Here is a 16,266-nt window from a genome sequence, read left to right on the forward strand (position 1 = left end):
AAAAAAAGCAGCTAATTAGCTGCTTTTTTTATGGGTTGTAGTTAGGTCGCTACATTACTAAATAATAACCTAACTACAAAACGCTAAATTATGCGTTTTCTACCGCTGTGCGTGGGTCAACATATTCCATGTTGAACGCTTCAGCTACTTCTTTGTAAGTTACTTGGCCTTTAATTACATTTAAGCCTTTTAAGAAGTGAGCGTCATCTAGTAATGCCTTTTTATAACCTTTGTTTGCAAGGTTAATGATGAAAGGCAATGTTGCATTGTTAAGTGCAAACGTAGATGTACGTGGAACAGCACCTGGCATGTTAGCAACACAGTAGTGAACAACTTCATCAACGATGAAAGTAGGATCAGCATGCGTCGTTGCTTTAGAAGTAGCAATACAGCCACCTTGGTCGATTGCAACGTCAACAATTGCAGAACCAGGTTTCATTGCTTTAATGTGCGCAGCAGTTACTAATTTAGGTGCAGCTGCACCTGGGATTAGTACGCCACCAATTACTAAGTCAGCTTCTAGTACGTGTTTTTCTAGTGCATCAGCAGTTGAGTAAATAGCTTTTACTTTATTACCAAATTGCGCATCTAGTGCACGTAATACGTCGATGTTACGATCAAGCACTACAACTTCAGCACCAAGGCCAACAGCCATTTGAGCTGCGCTACGACCAACCATGCCGCCACCAATAACAACAACTTTAGCAGCTTCAACGCCTGGTACGCCACCTAGTAGCATGCCACGACCGTGGTTAGATTTTTCAAGCGCTTGTGCACCAGCTTGAATAGACATACGACCAGCAACTTCGCTCATAGGAGCTAGAAGCGGTAAACCACCGCGAGAGTCAGTTACAGTTTCGTATGCAATACAAATAGCTTTACTTTTTACAAGGTCTTCAGTTTGTGGAAGATCAGGTGCAAGGTGTAAGTAAGTGAAAAGAATTTGGTCTTCACGTAGCATTGCACGCTCAACAGCTTGTGGCTCTTTTACTTTTACAATCATGTCTGCTTTAGCGAAAACGTCAGCAGCAGTTGCTAAAATTTCAGCACCCGCTAGCGTGTAATCTTCGTTAGTAAAACCAATACCCATGCCTGCATCAGTTTCTACAATCACTTGGTGACCGTGGTTTACTAATTCACGAACACTTGCAGGAACCATACCTACACGGTATTCATGGTTTTTAATTTCTTTAGGAACACCAATAATCATATCATTTGCCTTATTAAGAACGGATTAACATTTTCCACTATTATATTCATCATAAGCCCGTGTGTCTCACCTTTTTTAAAGTCAAATCTAGTGTTATCATCTATATAATAAAAATAAACAGTATAAAAAACTAGTTGGTACTATGCATCAATTGTTAGATAGAATTGACCGTAAAATTTTAATGGAATTACAACACGATGGGCGCTTGTCAAATGTTGAACTGGCCAGACGAGTTGGCCTAAGCGCCACGCCCTGTCTGGAGCGAGTGAAAAAGCTAGAACGAGAAGGCTACATACTTGGCTATAAAGCAGTTGTCGATCCAGCTAAGCTTGGGCAAGGTTTATCGGTGTATGTAGAAGTAACAATTACTAAAACCTCTCCTGACGTATTTGATGAGTTTAGTGCGGCCGTTAAAAAGCATGAAGAAATTATAGAATGTCATTTGGTATCGGGTAATTTTGATTTTTTACTTAAAACGCGCGTAAATGATATGTCAGAATACCGTGGCGTATTAGGCGACATATTATTAAAATTGCCTAATGTTAGTGAAAGCCGAACTTATGTAGTAATGGAAGAAGTAAAAGGTGAAGAAGGCGTAATTATTCGCCCCTATATTACTTAAGGTTATTTATATTAGCTTGTGCCATTTGCTTATATAAGCTCAAATTATAAAAACTTGTTCATAATCAGGCCATCAAGGTTAAGATAAAGTGCAACAAATTGCATTTCCTGCTAAGGTATTTCACTGCTAAGTAAGTGTGAATAAAAATAGAATAATAAAGAGGAATAGGGAACTATGCGCCTAAACGGTGTGCAAAGACTATTAGAAACAGGGCTGATTATCAGCACCTTTACGGCAATATTTATTTTATGTGCCTTGATCAGCTTTGATCCAGCAGATGCTGCATGGTCGCAAACTAGTTTTAGCGAAGTAAGCAACATTACAGGAGCTGCCGGTGCATGGATAGCCGACATTTTATTACTTACCTTTGGTTGGTTGGCTTACTTAGTGCCTGCGGCCATTCAGCTATTTGGCTATTTGTTATTTAAACAACCTCACCGCATTTTACAGCTTGATTACACCACCTTAGCGCTGCGTGTTATTGGTTTTGCTTTATTTATTACCTCAGCTACCGCTATTAGTAGTATTAATTTTGACGATATTTATAATTTTTCATCTGGTGGGGTAGTGGGCGATGTTATTGCATCAGCGATGATGCCTGCGTTTAACTTTACCGGCACGTCTATATTATTACTGTGTTTCTTTTTTGCAGGGCTTACCTTATTAACGGGTGTATCGTGGGTTGATTTTGTAGATTACCTTGGCGATTTAATGGTTAGGTTTTATCGCTTTATTGTATCGTACGCAAAAGGCTGGATGCACCGAGAGCATGCTGCGGGCAAAGTAAATAATCACGATGAAGAAGACGCCCATTTTGAAGACGATATAAAAGAGCAAATAGAGCTGCCTACATCATCTAAAAAAGTAGATAAACAAAAAGCAATTAATAAACCACAAACACCATTTAGCGAGCCACAAATTAGTGACGACTTTATGCCGTTTGATGAACTTGACGACATACTCGATCAAGAAATTGGCTTTAGCGCCATAGACGACGAGCCAATGGATACAGAAGCTGCATTAAATGCGCTGGACCAAAGCCCCGTAATAGAGCCTGAAAAACCAGTGACTACGGTTGTATCGCCAGCTAGGCCAATGCCTAAACCAAAACCTGCATATCAACCGCCGCCAACGGCTAAAGAAAAATTTGAGCAATTATTAACACAAGAGCCACCTCCGGGGCCGTTACCGTCGCTTGATTTACTCGACAGACCAGATAAAGCCAAAAACCCAATTTCGCAAGAAGAGCTCGATACAGTATCGCGCTTAGTAGAGACAAAACTACTCGACTTTAACGTACAGGCAAAGGTTGTAGCAGTGTACCCAGGCCCTGTTGTTACGCGTTTTGAACTCGATTTAGCACCGGGTATAAAAGTATCTAAAATTACAGGTTTAGCAAAAGATTTAGCCCGCTCGCTTTCGGCAATTAGTGTGCGTGTTGTAGAAGTTATACCAGGTAAAACGTACGTAGGTATTGAGCTTCCTAATAAACACCGCGAAATAGTACGTTTGTCTGAAGTAATAAACGCGCCTAAATTTGAGCAAAATCCATCCCCGCTTACCATGGTGCTAGGTAAAGATATTGCTGGTCAGCCGGTATGTGCTGATTTAGGTAAAATGCCACACTTATTGGTAGCCGGTACAACCGGTTCAGGTAAATCAGTGGGCGTTAATGTCATGATAGTAAGCTTGCTGTATAAATCGGGTCCTGATGATGTACGTATGATTATGATTGACCCTAAAATGCTTGAGCTTTCAGTATACGAAGGCATTCCGCATTTACTGTGTGAAGTAGTGACCGACATGAAAGAAGCCGCCAACGCACTGCGTTGGTGTGTAGGCGAAATGGAACGTCGTTATAAATTAATGTCAGCTTTGGGTGTGCGTAACTTAAAAGGTTACAACCAAAAAGTGCTTGATGCCAATGAAGCGGGTTACCCGATTCTAGACCCATTATTCAAAGACACCGATGGCATGAAAGAAGGCCCAGATGAGCTAGGTAAATTACCAAGTATTGTTGTAGTAATAGACGAATTTGCCGACATGATGATGATTGTAGGTAAAAAAGTAGAAGAGCTAATTGCACGTATTGCCCAAAAAGCACGTGCGGCAGGTATTCACTTAGTGCTTGCTACGCAGCGCCCATCGGTTGATGTAATTACAGGTTTAATTAAAGCAAATATACCAACGCGTATGGCGTTTCAGGTATCAAGCAAAATAGATTCGCGCACAATACTTGACCAACAAGGCGCTGAAAATCTACTGGGTATGGGCGACATGCTTTATTTACCGCCAGGCACTAGTGTACCAGAACGTGTACACGGTGCGTTTGTAGACGACCATGAAGTACACGCTGTAGTAAACGATTGGAAAGCACGTGCTAAGCCAAATTATATTGATGAAATATTAAATGGCGATGCCAGCGAAGATATTTTATTGCCAGGCGAAGCAAGCGAAAATGCAGACGAAGAAAACGATCCGTTATACGACGAAGCGGTATCGTTTGTAATAGAAACTGGCAAAGTATCGGTATCGTCAGTGCAACGTAAATTACGTGTTGGCTATAACCGCGCAGCACGTTTAGTAGAGCAAATGGAAACATCGGGTATCGTGAGTTCACCAGGCCATAACGGCGCTCGCGATGTATTAGTACCTAATGGAGCAAATTAATGAAAAAATTTAACGCCTTATTATTAGTGTTAGGCAGCGTATTTGCCGCACCAAGTTTTGCTGACGACAGCCAAGCATTACAAGATAGACTTGCCACTTTAAAAAGTTTCAAAGCGCAGTTTGCACAAAAAGTAACAGACAAAGAAGGCCAAGCAGTTATGCAAGGCGAGGGCACAATAGCCCTTCAACAGCCTATGATGATTCGCTGGCAGCAAACAAGCCCAGACGATACGTTATTTGTATCAAACGGTGATAAAACATATTACTTCGACAGCTTTGCTGAGCAAGTAACGATTATGAAAACCAGCAGCCTAATTGATTCAACACCATTTGTGCTACTTACATCAAAAGACCCAGCACAGTGGGAAAAATATAGCGTACTTGCAACAAATACAGGTTTTAGCGTAACGCCAAATAAAGGCGTAGAAAGCCAAGTAGAACAACTTGATATAGCGTTTGCAGGTAACGAGCAAGGCCTTGCTAAACTAGTAGTTACTGACAACTCAGGGCAGCTATCGTCATTTACGTTTAACAATGCACAAGTTAATACGCAGCTTGATAAAAGCACTTTTGAATTTATGCCTCCTGAAGGTGTTGAAATAGACGATCAGAGTAACGGTGAGTAATTTAGGTTTTAACTTTGGGCCCGATGTACGGCCACTTGCCGCGCGTATGCGCCCTACAACGCTTGATGAATACATTGGTCAGCAGCACTTATTAAGCGGTGATAAACCACTGCATCAAGCCATTGTAGCGGGGCGCTGCCATAGTTTAATTTTATGGGGCCCGCCTGGTGTTGGTAAAACAACGCTTGCGCAAATAATTGCCAACCACGCTGATGCCTCACTAATTCAAATGTCGGCGGTAACCGCAGGCGTAAAAGATATACGCGACAGCGTAACGCAAGCGCGGGACAACCTAGAAAGCCGTGGCCAACGCACCCTTATGTTTGTTGACGAGGTGCACCGCTTTAATAAATCTCAGCAAGATGCGTTTTTACCGCACATAGAAGACGGCACCTTTATATTTGTAGGTGCAACCACCGAAAATCCCTCGTTTGCACTGAATAACGCTATATTGTCGCGTGCACGTGTGTATGTTTTGAAATCGCTTGCCGACACCGACTTATACACCGTTATAGAGCGCGCACTTAAACAAGACGAACAATTAAACCAAAAGCATATCACTATTGCCGAGAATGCTAAAAAGGCACTATGCCAAGCAAGTGGCGGCGATGCGCGTAAAGTACTTAATTTACTTGAACAAGCAGTTGACTTAACAACTGAGCAAAACGGGCAATACAACGTAGACGAGCACGTACTTAGCCAAGTATTACCTACACATTTAGCTAAATACGATAAAGGCGGCGATGAGTTTTACGATTTAATATCAGCCTTTCATAAATCAGTACGGGGTAGCTCCCCTGACGGCGCACTGTATTGGTATTGCCGAATTTTAGCCGGTGGTGGCGACCCTTTGTATGTAGCAAGGCGTTTACTTGCTATTGCAACAGAAGATATTGGTAACGCCGATCCGCGTGCGATGGAAGTGGCCTTAAACGCATGGGATATATTTCAGCGAGTAGGCCCAAGCGAGGGCGAACGTGCAATTGCACAAGCTACATTGTACTTAGCCAGCGCACCTAAAAGTAATGCGGTGTATATGGCGTTTAATCAAGCCAAAGCAGACGCTCAAAACGAGCCAAGTTACCCCGTACCAGAGCACCTGCGTAATGCGCCAACTAACTTAATGAAAGACTTAGGTTACGGCGCTGAATATCGCTATGCGCACAATGAAGAAGGCGCATTTGCCGCAGGTGAAAAATATTTACCACCTGAAATGGACGGCAAAGAATATTACTCACCGAGCGAGCGCGGCCTTGAGCAAAAAATTAAACAAAAACTTGATTACCTAAAAGAGCGCGATGCGCAAAGCCCACTTAAACGGTACGAAAATGATTAAACTTTATATGATGATCGCCCTTGGCGGAGCCTCAGGTGCGTGTTTACGGTTTTTTATTAGCGAAAGCATGCTAAAACTCCTCGGTAGGGGATTCCCTTTTGGCACGTTGACGGTTAATATTCTGGGTTCATTGTTAATGGGCATTTTGTACGGTTTGATAGATAAAGAAATTATCACCGCAAGCCCCGCCAAAACCCTTATCGGTATTGGCTTTTTAGGTGCATTAACCACCTTTTCAACATTCTCAATGGACTCGTTGTTGTTATTACAACAAGGTCACTTTATTAAAATGGCCCTCAATATCATCTTAAACGTGATGGTGTGTATTTTTATGGCTTGGCTGGGCCTTCAGCTAGTAATGCAAAAAGGTTAAAAAACTAACATGTTAGATTCTAAATTTTTACGTCAAGACATCGAACAAACTGCAGCACGTTTAGCGGCGCGCGGTTACGAACTCGATGTAGCGACGGTAACGGCACTTGAAGAAAAACGCAAAACATTACAAGTAAAAACGCAAGAACTTCAAAGTCAACGTAATGCAAGCGCAAAAGCAATTGGTCAAGCCAAAGCAAAAGGCGAAGACGCACAGCCACTACTTGATGCAGTAGCTAACTTAGGCAGTGAGCTAGACGCCGCTAAAACTGAGCAAGATGAAGTATTAGCCGCAATTAACGACATTGCTTTAGCAATTCCAAACTTGCCAGACGAGTCAGTACCTGCCGGTAAAGACGAAGACGACAACGTTGAAATTTTAACGTGGGGCACACCTAAAAAGTTTGATTTTGAAGTTAAAGATCACGTTGATGTAGGCCAAGACTTAAATGGCTTAGATTTTGAAATGGGCGTTAAAATTAGTGGCGCACGCTTTACAGTAATGCGCGGTCAAGTAGCGCGTATGCACCGTGCTTTAACGCAATTTATGCTAGATACGCACGCAGACAAAAACGGCTATACAGAAATGTATGTACCGTACTTAGTTAATAGCGCAAGCCTTTATGGCACAAGCCAATTACCTAAATTTGCGGGCGATTTATTCCACACATTAGGCCTTGTAAACGACGATGGCGAACAACAAGCCGGCTTTAGCTTAATTCCTACAGCTGAAGTACCGCTTACAAACAGCGCACGTGACGAAATTTACGATGAAAGCGCGTTACCAATTCGCTTAGTTGCTCACACTCCGTGTTTTAGAAGTGAAGCTGGCAGCTATGGTCGCGATACACGTGGCCTAATTCGTCAGCACCAGTTTGATAAAGTTGAACTAGTACAACTTGTAAAACCAGAAGACTCAATGGCAACGCTTGAAGAGTTAACAGGGCACGCAGAGCAAATACTACAAGCACTTGACCTACCATACCGAAAAGTAATTTTATGTATGGGCGACATGGGTTTTGGCTCAGCTAAAACTTACGATTTAGAAGTATGGTTACCTGCGCAGGATACATACCGCGAAATTTCATCATGTTCAAACATGGCTGACTTTCAGGCGCGTAGAATGCAAGCACGTTTTCGCCGTGAAGGTGTTAAAAAGCCAGAGTTACTACATACACTAAATGGTTCAGGCTTAGCCGTTGGCCGTACACTAGTAGCCATACTAGAAAACTACCAACAAGCCGATGGCACAGTAGTAGTACCAGAAGTATTACGCCCATACATGGGTGGACTTGAAGTGATTGGTAAACAATAAAAATCAAGTTTAAGTTAAGTTTTAAGCTTGTAAACCTTAATTCGAAAGCCGCTGTTTGTAATAAACAGCGGCTTTTTTGTTTTAGGTTAAAGGCAAAAGCTTAGAGAAAAATTTAAGTTATCTTATTAATAATATCGCTTACACCTATTTTTTTATAGCTCATTACTTTTTTGTCCAATATTACTGATCTCTACCATCTTGGGGTATTTCTACATCAAGGAAACTTAAATACCGGCTAACTATTTGTTTACAAGTGCTTATTAGCTGGTTAGATTAGATGCTTCGTAATATTTGGACATTTGTCGGTTTATAAAGTGACAAATGTCGGATACAAAGTTGTTAACTGGCTCTTTCGTATTGAGCATATTTTTAGTAGGGAGTAATAATTTGTCAGCATTTTTGAAAATACATTTTCAAATATTACTTACTCACTTTGGTGTTGCTTTATTCTCTGGAAGCATGATTGGTTGGGCGGAAGGTTTAAATAAAGGGTTATTGTTCGGTGTACTTTATTTCATATTTATGTTCATCGTTCATTTTTGTTTATTTTACAAGTACGTGCATAGGTACGGTAAAAACCTATTTAAATAGATTGCAGTAATTTAAAGCCAGTTAACAAGGCAAATTAAAAAATGCGGACAAAAAATACTTGGCTTGTTCGTACCTCACAAATTATAGCCAACTAATATTTTGCCGTTTATTTGCGGCGTTATACCTATTACTAATAATCGGAAATATTCATGTCATCTCAAGTTGACCAAGCTTTAGAAGTAGCAAAAATTCTGTCCACTTATGATGTTGCTATCATTGCAGGCCTGGTTTCATTAATCACTTCGCTAGTAACATCTTTTTTAGGGCCTTTATTGTTAGAAAAAAGAAAGGCGAAAATTGAAGAAGATACTCTTTGGGGGCCTGTCAAAAATATTCTTAAAAATCTATTGGATAATGCGGCTTCAAATAAAGGAAGGAGTATTAAAACTCTGAAAAGAGTTATCGGTTTACCAGAAGAACAAATCTGTCGTTTGCTCATTAGTATTGGCGCAAGAGGCTTTACTAGAGAAGATGGTGAGGAAGCATGGTGTTATGTTTCAGAACGCCCTTTCAAGGAACAATAGGTATAATCGGGTAGCCGGAGGTCTCTAACCTCCAGCCCCCACATCACCCATCATGCGGGTCCGCAATGGGCGGTTCATCTCCTGTAATGAATATTGATCCAAATATCTCTCAATGACACTAAACCTTGTGACGCTAAATAGTCATTACCTAATGCAATGTTAATTCCTTTTGTTTTCGAGCTTCGACAAGGGCCTTTGCTGGTGATACCACAGGCTATGGCGAGTCGTTCGCTAACACCCAGCTTTATTAAACTGCGTACTTTCGTGCGTGGTTTACGCCATTGCCGCCAGTAGCACATTCTTATCCTACGGCGTATCCAATGATCTAAATCCACCGTTAACTGATAAGCGTTGACTATCAGGTAATAGTGTCCCCAGCCACGTAAATACTGCGTGAGTTTATGAATTTGTAGGGTCATTGAGATCCCCCAGTTGCGGTTAGTGAGTTCTCTTACATTTGCTTTAAATTTCTTTAGCGCCTGTTCGTGGATCTGCACATGACCGTAACGGAAGGTAAACCCAAGAAATTTCGAGCCTGATACTGGACCGACTCGACTTTTCGATTCATTCACTTTGAGTTTTAATCGCTGAGTGATAAACGCAGTAATGTCCCGTTGGATCATGAGCCCTTCACTTTTCGTTTTTACTAAAATGATTATGTCATCAGCATAACGTGCAAACTTAAGCTGTTTGTAGGTTAACTTCTTATCTAATTCATCGAGTAAAATGTTGGAAAGTAAAGGGGATAATGGCCTACCTTGAGGGGCTCCCTTGGTTGACTCAAACCACAGACCTGTTTCGCGCTCTGCTACCCCTGCTCGGAGGTATTTACCGAGTAGGCGCATGAGTGCTTTGTCTTTGATTTTACGAGCAACACGATTCATCAGCATGTCATGGTTTACTTCATCAAAGAACTTAGACAAGTCAATATCAACTGCTGTTTTATAACCTTGTTTAACACAAGATTGAACATGATGTACTGCTTGGCTGGCTCTTTTATGAGGGCGATAACCATAACTATGTGGTGAAAATAGAGGCTTAAAGTAAGGGCTAATCACTTGAGCAATAGCTTGTTGGATCACTCTGTCGATAACAGAGGGGATCCCAAGCATTCGCTCACCGCAATCGGGTTTGGGTATCATCACGCGTTTGACTGGCAAGGGTTGATAAGTGCCGTTAAGTAATTGGTGTTTAATACCCAGCCAATGTAACTTAGCGAAGTGATTAAATTCCTGAATACTCATGTTATCAATACCGGCAGCCCCTTTATTGCGCTTAATGTGTTGCCATGCTGCACCAATATTGTGGTTGCTCAGTACACTTGCCATCAGGTCACGATCTGTTTGGTTGTATTCATTCGAGGTATTATTAAAATAAACAAGACACCCATCCTAATTATGACGAAAAAGCCAACGCCAGATTAATTTGCAATTGGAGTGGCTGGCTAGTTTAATGCGAGCTTTGATATCACGCGTAAACATTCAACAATCGATTGTACCCAGATAAAAACCCGGCTATGGTTTGTTTATCAAAATAAATAAACCAGCTAATTTATAGGCTCGTTATGTCTCACGGGGGTTTTATCGCTCTATGAATGTTTTTCTAATAATTGCAGGTACATTAAGTGCTGTTGTAGCAACTTTGCATTTAGGTTGTATCTATTTTGGAGGTACTTGGTATCGGTTCTTCGGTGCAGGAGAGCAAATGGCATTACTTTCTGAGCAAGGAAGTATTCAACCAACTCTTATTACTAGTGTAATTGTTCTGATTCTATCAACTTGGTCATTGTATGCATTTTCAGCCGCAGGTGTGATTTTTAAACTTCCATTCATCCGCCTAGCTCTTATACTAATAACTTTTATTTATTTAGCCCGCGGTGTTGCTGGATTTTTTTTAATAAATAACCCTATGGGGCGTTCGCCTGAGTTTTGGGTTTGGAGTTCTATTATTTGTTTATTTTTTGGTATTGTTCACTTTGTTGGTTTAAAACAACAATGGGCAAGCTTGTGAGTAAAGTGTAATCTAATAAAGAATCAAACAAGGGCTATTACACTTGGCTTTTAGTAAAGCATTATATTTATAGTAAACTACTTCTCGCCAATAATTAACGGAACAAGGAATATTAAAATGGATAAAATGTCAGTTCACATAACCCCTAAACCTTTAGCAACTTACCCGCAAAAACAAACTTTAAAGGTGGTAGCTGATGGCGTAACCGAAAAAGCGACTATGCATAAAGCAGCGGACCAAAGTGACCAAGTGGATATATCTGAAGAAGGAAAAGAAAAAAGTCTGGAAGATCAAAACCGAGAGGCGTTACGTAAATTATCAGGCAATGAAGATGTAAGTCAGGCATCGCAATCTGAAGAAGACCCACTTGATGAACAGATTGCTGAAATACAAGAGAAGCTTGAAAAGCTAATACAAGAAGCTGCATTATTACGCAGTAAAGAAGATGAAGAGTCACAAGCTAAGGTGAAATTACTAGAAGCCGAAATTACCGGGCTTAACACTCAACTGATTGAGTTATTGAAACAGCAATTAGAATCGGGTAAATAACAAGCACAGTAAGTATATGCAAAGGTAATTGGAGACAAGAACGTTATTAATAACATAATAAAGACGCTCACCTTAATCTTAAAACTAAAGGGGTTAATCCCTGATCTTACTAATCAAATTACTTAATTAACCAAAGTGGCTTATTTAAAGCCGCTACTTACTTTAAAAGCGCAGCGGCTCTTATCCCCTTTGTAAATTAATTTGCTTTAAACAACATCAGCTCAGCATCTTTTCCATCCATTAATATCGCAACATTACCTTCAGCTGTGATATACACATCTCTTAACCTGCCTGCGGCCTTTGGAAACACGTGAGACTGTGTAAATTCACCACTGGCCAGATTAACGCTGTAGAGCTTTTTATCGACGAGTGTTGTGATTAGTACATGTTGTTGTAATGAAGGAAAAGCGGCATGTTTAGAGCCGTAATACGCCATGCCTGATGGCGCTATTGATGGCGTCCAATTAACACTTGGCTTTTGCATGCCTTTATATTCGGTAAAGGGTGAAATACGCGCTTGCGAGTAATCTTTGCCATAGGTGATTACCGGCCATCCGTAATTAGTTCCAGCGGTTAAGTAGTTTAGCTCGTCACCGCCTGCAGGGCCATGTTCGTTGCTAACAGTTTGCTGCGTATCGTAATCATAAACTAAGCCTTGAGGGTTACGGTGACCAAGTGAGTAAACAGCATGTGCATTTTGGTTTTTGTGGTTAATAAATGGGTTATTTGTTGGAATGGTGCCATCTAGGTTTATACGTAATATTTTACCAAGTTGGCTTGTTATAACCTGTGCTTGCTCTCTAAAGTCAAAGCCATCACCCGTTGAAATTAATAATGTGCTATCGGGTAATACGAGGGTGCGACCAGCGTAATGTTGTGGTGTATTTTTATCAGTTGCTACTTTATAAATAACGTCAGGCTTTGAAAAGCTATTGCCATTAAACGTGGCTTTGGCAACAACAAGCCTGTTTGCGCTTGCATCACCTTGGGCATAAGTAAAAATAACTTCTTTGGAGTCGTTATAATCTGGTGATAATACAATGTCGAGTAAACCACCTTGGCCTGCAACGTATAAACCTGTTAGGTTTAATTTTACTCTTGATTGCGCATTGTTTTTAACTATAACTACGTGACCATCACGCTCTGTAATTAACCATGTGCCGTTTGGTAGTTCAACCATGCTCCACGGAGACTGTAATTGCGTAGCCAGTGTTTGTGTACTGTATTGCTCCTTTGGTAATGCGGCTTGTGCATTAACAGAAAACGAAAAAAGCGAAAGCAAAGTAAAAAAAGAGATACATTGTTTACGGAGCAAGCCTTTGCTAGCATAACTAGTATAAGAGAAAAGCTTTATTTTAAGTTGAGATAACCATGTCGTTTTTAACACGTATATTGCCTTCATTTTTAGTTTCTTGGTTACTTACATTTACACTTGCTAGCTTGTTTCATAGCCAATACGTTGTCAATGAATTAGTTAATGTAGGTGTAGTGGTGGGCTTTAGTGATCGGGTTAGTTTAACGCTTGATGATTGGTTAGGCTTGCTACCTACCTACGGGGCTATTATTGCTGTGGCACTTACCATCGCTTTTTTTGCTACAACAAAGCTTAATAAAAAGCTTCAAAAATACGGTACTCAGCTATTTGTTATTGCTGGCATTGTGGCATTTGCTATTGTGTTAATTGCCATTGAATCAATTATGAATATTCATATTATAGCGGGCGCAAGAGGCTGGGGTTTTTATGCTCAACTGCTTGCAGGCGCGGTAGGTGGTTTTGCGTTTTCGCAATTAGTTAAGGCAGCTAAAATCCAAAAAGCGTGTTGATGTGTGAATATAAGTACGGTTGATACGTTATTTGATGATTAACAAATAAAGGCCGCTGTTTATTGTAAACAGCGGCCTTTAAATATGATTTTTAGAGTTTAATTAAAAAATTAAACTAATTAGTTTGTAGCTACTTAGCCCAAAAATTAGGATTAAAACGGGTAGGGTGACTAGGTTTAAAGCCAAAGAGTTAGTGTAGTTTCCCATAACCCCTTTTTGATTAACCAGCCATACAAGGTAGGTGCTAACAATAGGGAGTAATAACCCGTTAGCCGCTTGTGCGAATATAATCACCGCTACTGGGTCTAAACCTAATGAGGCCACCGCAGCACCAAACAATAAAATAATAATAGCAACGCCTTTAAAGCGTAAGTTACCCATATCGTTTGACCAACCTAACATGCCACATACGGCGTAAGCACCGGCAAGTGGCGCTGTAATAGCGCTTGTTAAACCTGCTGCAAACAAGCCAATAGCAAAAAAGTAATGAGCGGCGTCGCCAAGTAATGGCTCTAGTTGCACGGCCATGTTAGCCGCACTAATTTGCCCCGCATCCGTACCATAAAATGCAACTGAAGCAGTAGATAAAATAGCTAACGTGATGACACCGCCTAAAGTGATTGATAGGCCTGTATCAACATTTGTTTGTTTAATGACTTTTTGCATATCGCTGCTACTGTCATGTCTGGCAGCGAGCACGCCGGAGTGTAAAAATAAGTTGTACGGCACAATGGTCGTACCGACTAATGCCAATATAGTTGTAATAGAACCTTCAGGCATACTAGGGATAAAACCCGCAAATACATCAGCGAGCGAAGGGGCAGCCATTACAAGTGTTGAGATAAACACTAAACTCATTAAAATAACGAGTAAAATTAGCGCGTTTTCAACCACTTTATGTTTGCCGCTATACAGTAAAGCAGCACTTAACAAAGCAATAAGTGGTGTCCATAGTTGGGAGTTAATTTGAGGGAATATTTCAATTAACCCCATGCTAGCGCCACTTAAGTTACCCGCTTCATAAGCTGCACTGCCTACGCCAATGGCGCTAATAACTAAAAATATCGCCAAGGATTTAAATAAAGGCGTTTGAATATTTGCTCTAAGAGCTTGTGCTAAATCTTGCCCGGTAGTAACGCCAAGGCGCGCCGCCATGGATTGTAATAATATAGTGGCAATTACTGAAAACAGTAACGTCCATATAAGTGCAAAACCAAAGTTTGCACCTNTGCCACACTGGCGGTAGTAATGGTCCCTGGTCCAATGAAGGCAGCGGTGACGAGTAGTCCTGGTCCTAATCGCATAATTGACCTTAATAGTGCTATTGCATGTTGCTATTTAAAGTTACATCTAACGTTTAAAACCGATATTTATACGCGATGCCTGTTGTGTTATTGCTGCCACTTAGAGTAAGTGTCCTGCAGCGATGTCGCCTCTTGGCTAGTTCTTTTTTACCAGTATATGTTATACCATTCCGCAATAATACTTAATCAATTTGAGGGATTAAATCTGACGCTAACTGCGTTAAAAATTTCTGATATACGACTGCATGGATGCAGAGCAATGCAGGAGCAATTAGTGATAACAACTAAATAACGAAATTTTTGCCTGGTTATCGACACGATTTTCTCACCTCAGAATAGATCACTTAATTAAGCGAATTGCTATTAAAAAAGGTCGAGTAGGATACCAACTTGTATATAAATTTAAAGGGGATACAGTGCGTTTGCATGAATTTTAAACGTATATATAAGCGAGTTAAATGACTGATGCCGATATTAATATCGGCATCAGTATATTTACTTTATTAGGTTTTTAATCGCTTCTAAGCCTTTTTTTAGGGTATCTGCATCGGTAGCATAGTTAATACGAATACACTCGTGTTTGTGTGGCCAGCTGTCGTCAATGCCGATAAAAAAGTTGTGACCTGGGATCACATACACATCTTGTTCTTTAAGCTTTTGATATAACACCTCGCTTGTTATTTTTGCGTCTTTAAACCACAGCCACATAAAAAATGCCCCTTCAACTTTGTGCAAATAAACAGGCAGTTCGGCAAATACTTCATCAAACAACTCAATCGCTATGTGTGCCTTATTACGATAAAAAGGCAGGACAACATTACGGCACAGTGGGAGTAGTTCGTTGTCGTTAATTAAGCGTGTCACTAAGCTTGGGCCAATACTGTTTGGCGATAAAACCATGCTGCCATTTACGCGGCCAATTGCTTTAATAATCTCATTATTGGCAACCACAATACCGCTGCGTAAACCCGGTAGGCCCAGTTTTGAAAGCGACATACATAATATAATATTTGAGTTCCATGTTAGGTTTGCGTCAGTGTAAATACAACCTGGGAACGGGTCGCCGTACGCGTTATCAATAATGAGTGGAATGCTATATTGCTTAGCAAGCAAATCAAGGTGTTTTACTTCATCGTCGGTAATTACATTACCCGTTGGATTGGTAGGGCGTGATACGCACAGTCCGCTTATGCTGCTGTCATTTGCTAGTACTTTTTCAACTGCTTTAAAATCAATGACGTATTTAAACTGTTTTGATGTGCTACCTGTATTTAAAATTTCGATATCAGGCTTTATGGCAACAAACATATCAG

The 16,266-nt window shown here is 40.7% G+C and carries 14 protein-coding genes and 1 pseudogene; 10 read left to right on the forward strand and 5 right to left on the reverse strand.

Annotated features, from left to right (window positions below; translation table 11 throughout):
• Nucleotides 1-88: 88 nt before the first annotated feature.
• Complete coding sequence (ald, locus tag L656_RS0109570; RefSeq protein WP_024599039.1) at nt 89-1,210, reverse strand: alanine dehydrogenase; 1,122 nt, start codon at nt 1,208-1,210, stop codon at nt 89-91.
• A gap of 142 nt (nt 1,211-1,352) precedes the next feature.
• On the opposite strand from ald, the gene lrp reads away from it, so the two are divergent.
• The 7 genes from lrp (at nt 1,353) to L656_RS0109605 (ending at nt 9,266) form a co-directional block, all read left to right on the forward strand.
• Entirely contained in the window at nt 1,353-1,832 is a 480-nt protein-coding gene (gene lrp / locus L656_RS0109575) for a leucine-responsive transcriptional regulator Lrp (protein ID WP_007582985.1), read from the forward strand.
• Between the two features lie 174 nt (nt 1,833-2,006).
• Nucleotides 2,007-4,502, forward strand: coding sequence for a DNA translocase FtsK (locus L656_RS0109580; RefSeq protein ID WP_024599040.1), 2,496 nt, complete (start codon nt 2,007-2,009; stop codon nt 4,500-4,502).
• Complete coding sequence (gene lolA / locus L656_RS0109585) at nt 4,502-5,128, forward strand: outer membrane lipoprotein chaperone LolA (RefSeq protein WP_024599041.1); 627 nt, start codon at nt 4,502-4,504, stop codon at nt 5,126-5,128. Before L656_RS0109580 ends, lolA begins: the two co-directional genes overlap by 1 nt.
• Nucleotides 5,121-6,464 (forward strand): replication-associated recombination protein A, encoded by a 1,344-nt coding sequence (locus L656_RS0109590; protein ID WP_024599042.1) that lies wholly within the window; start codon nt 5,121-5,123, stop codon nt 6,462-6,464. Before lolA ends, L656_RS0109590 begins: the two co-directional genes overlap by 8 nt.
• Nucleotides 6,457-6,837 carry a fluoride efflux transporter CrcB gene (gene crcB, locus L656_RS0109595; protein WP_021032117.1) on the forward strand — a complete coding sequence of 127 codons (381 nt, stop codon included), beginning with the start codon at nt 6,457-6,459 and terminating at the stop codon, nt 6,835-6,837. The genes L656_RS0109590 and crcB overlap by 8 nt, the downstream gene beginning before the upstream one ends.
• Nucleotides 6,838-6,846: 9 nt before the next feature.
• On the forward strand, nt 6,847-8,151 hold the full coding sequence (gene serS / locus L656_RS0109600; RefSeq protein ID WP_024599043.1) for a serine--tRNA ligase: 1,305 nt from the start codon (nt 6,847-6,849) through the stop codon (nt 8,149-8,151).
• 740 nt (nt 8,152-8,891) lie between these two features.
• Nucleotides 8,892-9,266, forward strand: coding sequence for a hypothetical protein (locus tag L656_RS0109605; protein WP_024599044.1), 375 nt, complete (start codon nt 8,892-8,894; stop codon nt 9,264-9,266).
• Between the two features lie 74 nt (nt 9,267-9,340).
• Here the strand turns inward: L656_RS0109605 and ltrA are convergent, their stop codons facing one another.
• On the reverse strand, nt 9,341-10,594 hold the full coding sequence (gene ltrA, locus L656_RS0109610; protein WP_024599045.1) for a group II intron reverse transcriptase/maturase: 1,254 nt from the start codon (nt 10,592-10,594) through the stop codon (nt 9,341-9,343).
• A 262-nt stretch (nt 10,595-10,856) separates the two neighbouring features.
• Here ltrA and L656_RS0109615 point away from each other — a divergent pair, with 262 nt between their 5' ends.
• The gene (locus L656_RS0109615; protein ID WP_024599046.1) at nt 10,857-11,276 is read left to right on the forward strand and encodes a hypothetical protein; all 420 of its coding nucleotides are present in this window, start codon (nt 10,857-10,859) and stop codon (nt 11,274-11,276) included.
• Between the two features lie 117 nt (nt 11,277-11,393).
• Nucleotides 11,394-11,825 carry a hypothetical protein gene (locus L656_RS0109620; RefSeq protein WP_024599047.1) on the forward strand — a complete coding sequence of 144 codons (432 nt, stop codon included), beginning with the start codon at nt 11,394-11,396 and terminating at the stop codon, nt 11,823-11,825.
• Between the two features lie 196 nt (nt 11,826-12,021).
• Here L656_RS0109620 and L656_RS0109625 read toward each other — a convergent pair whose 3' ends face one another.
• The gene (locus L656_RS0109625) at nt 12,022-13,212 is read right to left on the reverse strand and encodes a PQQ-dependent sugar dehydrogenase (RefSeq protein ID WP_024599048.1); all 1,191 of its coding nucleotides are present in this window, start codon (nt 13,210-13,212) and stop codon (nt 12,022-12,024) included.
• Here L656_RS0109625 and L656_RS0109630 point away from each other — a divergent pair.
• A complete protein-coding gene (locus L656_RS0109630; RefSeq protein WP_024599049.1) occupies nt 13,197-13,649 on the forward strand; it encodes a hypothetical protein in 453 nt (150 codons plus the stop codon). The two genes, L656_RS0109625 and L656_RS0109630, sit on opposite strands and share 16 nt — an antisense overlap.
• A gap of 102 nt (nt 13,650-13,751) precedes the next feature.
• On the opposite strand, the pseudogene L656_RS01000000122140 reads toward L656_RS0109630, so the two are convergent.
• Both L656_RS01000000122140 and L656_RS0109640 read right to left on the reverse strand, forming a co-directional pair.
• Nucleotides 13,752-14,953: pseudogene (locus tag L656_RS01000000122140) on the reverse strand (Nramp family divalent metal transporter).
• 495 nt (nt 14,954-15,448) lie between these two features.
• Nucleotides 15,449-16,266: aminotransferase class I/II-fold pyridoxal phosphate-dependent enzyme (locus tag L656_RS0109640; RefSeq protein ID WP_024599050.1), on the reverse strand; the 818-nt coding region annotated here is incomplete at its 5' end.

This window comes from Pseudoalteromonas sp. TAE56, assembly GCF_000497955.1.
Lineage (GTDB): Bacteria > Pseudomonadota > Gammaproteobacteria > Enterobacterales > Alteromonadaceae > Pseudoalteromonas.

What these genes read in the sequence shown, in the direction of transcription:
- crcB (WP_021032117.1), top strand. Translation starts at nt 6,457, where the DNA reads ATGATTAAACTTTATATGATGATCGCCCTTGGCGGAGCCTCAGGTGCG.
- lolA (WP_024599041.1), top strand. Translation starts at nt 4,502, where the DNA reads ATGAAAAAATTTAACGCCTTATTATTAGTGTTAGGCAGCGTATTTGCC.
- L656_RS0109620 (WP_024599047.1), top strand. Translation starts at nt 11,394, where the DNA reads ATGGATAAAATGTCAGTTCACATAACCCCTAAACCTTTAGCAACTTAC.
- L656_RS0109580 (WP_024599040.1), top strand. Translation starts at nt 2,007, where the DNA reads ATGCGCCTAAACGGTGTGCAAAGACTATTAGAAACAGGGCTGATTATC.
- L656_RS0109630 (WP_024599049.1), top strand. Translation starts at nt 13,197, where the DNA reads ATGTCGTTTTTAACACGTATATTGCCTTCATTTTTAGTTTCTTGGTTA.
- lrp (WP_007582985.1), top strand. Translation starts at nt 1,353, where the DNA reads ATGCATCAATTGTTAGATAGAATTGACCGTAAAATTTTAATGGAATTA.
- L656_RS0109615 (WP_024599046.1), top strand. Translation starts at nt 10,857, where the DNA reads ATGAATGTTTTTCTAATAATTGCAGGTACATTAAGTGCTGTTGTAGCA.
- L656_RS0109605 (WP_024599044.1), top strand. Translation starts at nt 8,892, where the DNA reads ATGTCATCTCAAGTTGACCAAGCTTTAGAAGTAGCAAAAATTCTGTCC.
- ltrA (WP_024599045.1), bottom strand. Translation starts at nt 10,594, where the DNA reads ATGGCAAGTGTACTGAGCAACCACAATATTGGTGCAGCATGGCAACAC.
- ald (WP_024599039.1), bottom strand. Translation starts at nt 1,210, where the DNA reads ATGATTATTGGTGTTCCTAAAGAAATTAAAAACCATGAATACCGTGTA.
- serS (WP_024599043.1), top strand. Translation starts at nt 6,847, where the DNA reads ATGTTAGATTCTAAATTTTTACGTCAAGACATCGAACAAACTGCAGCA.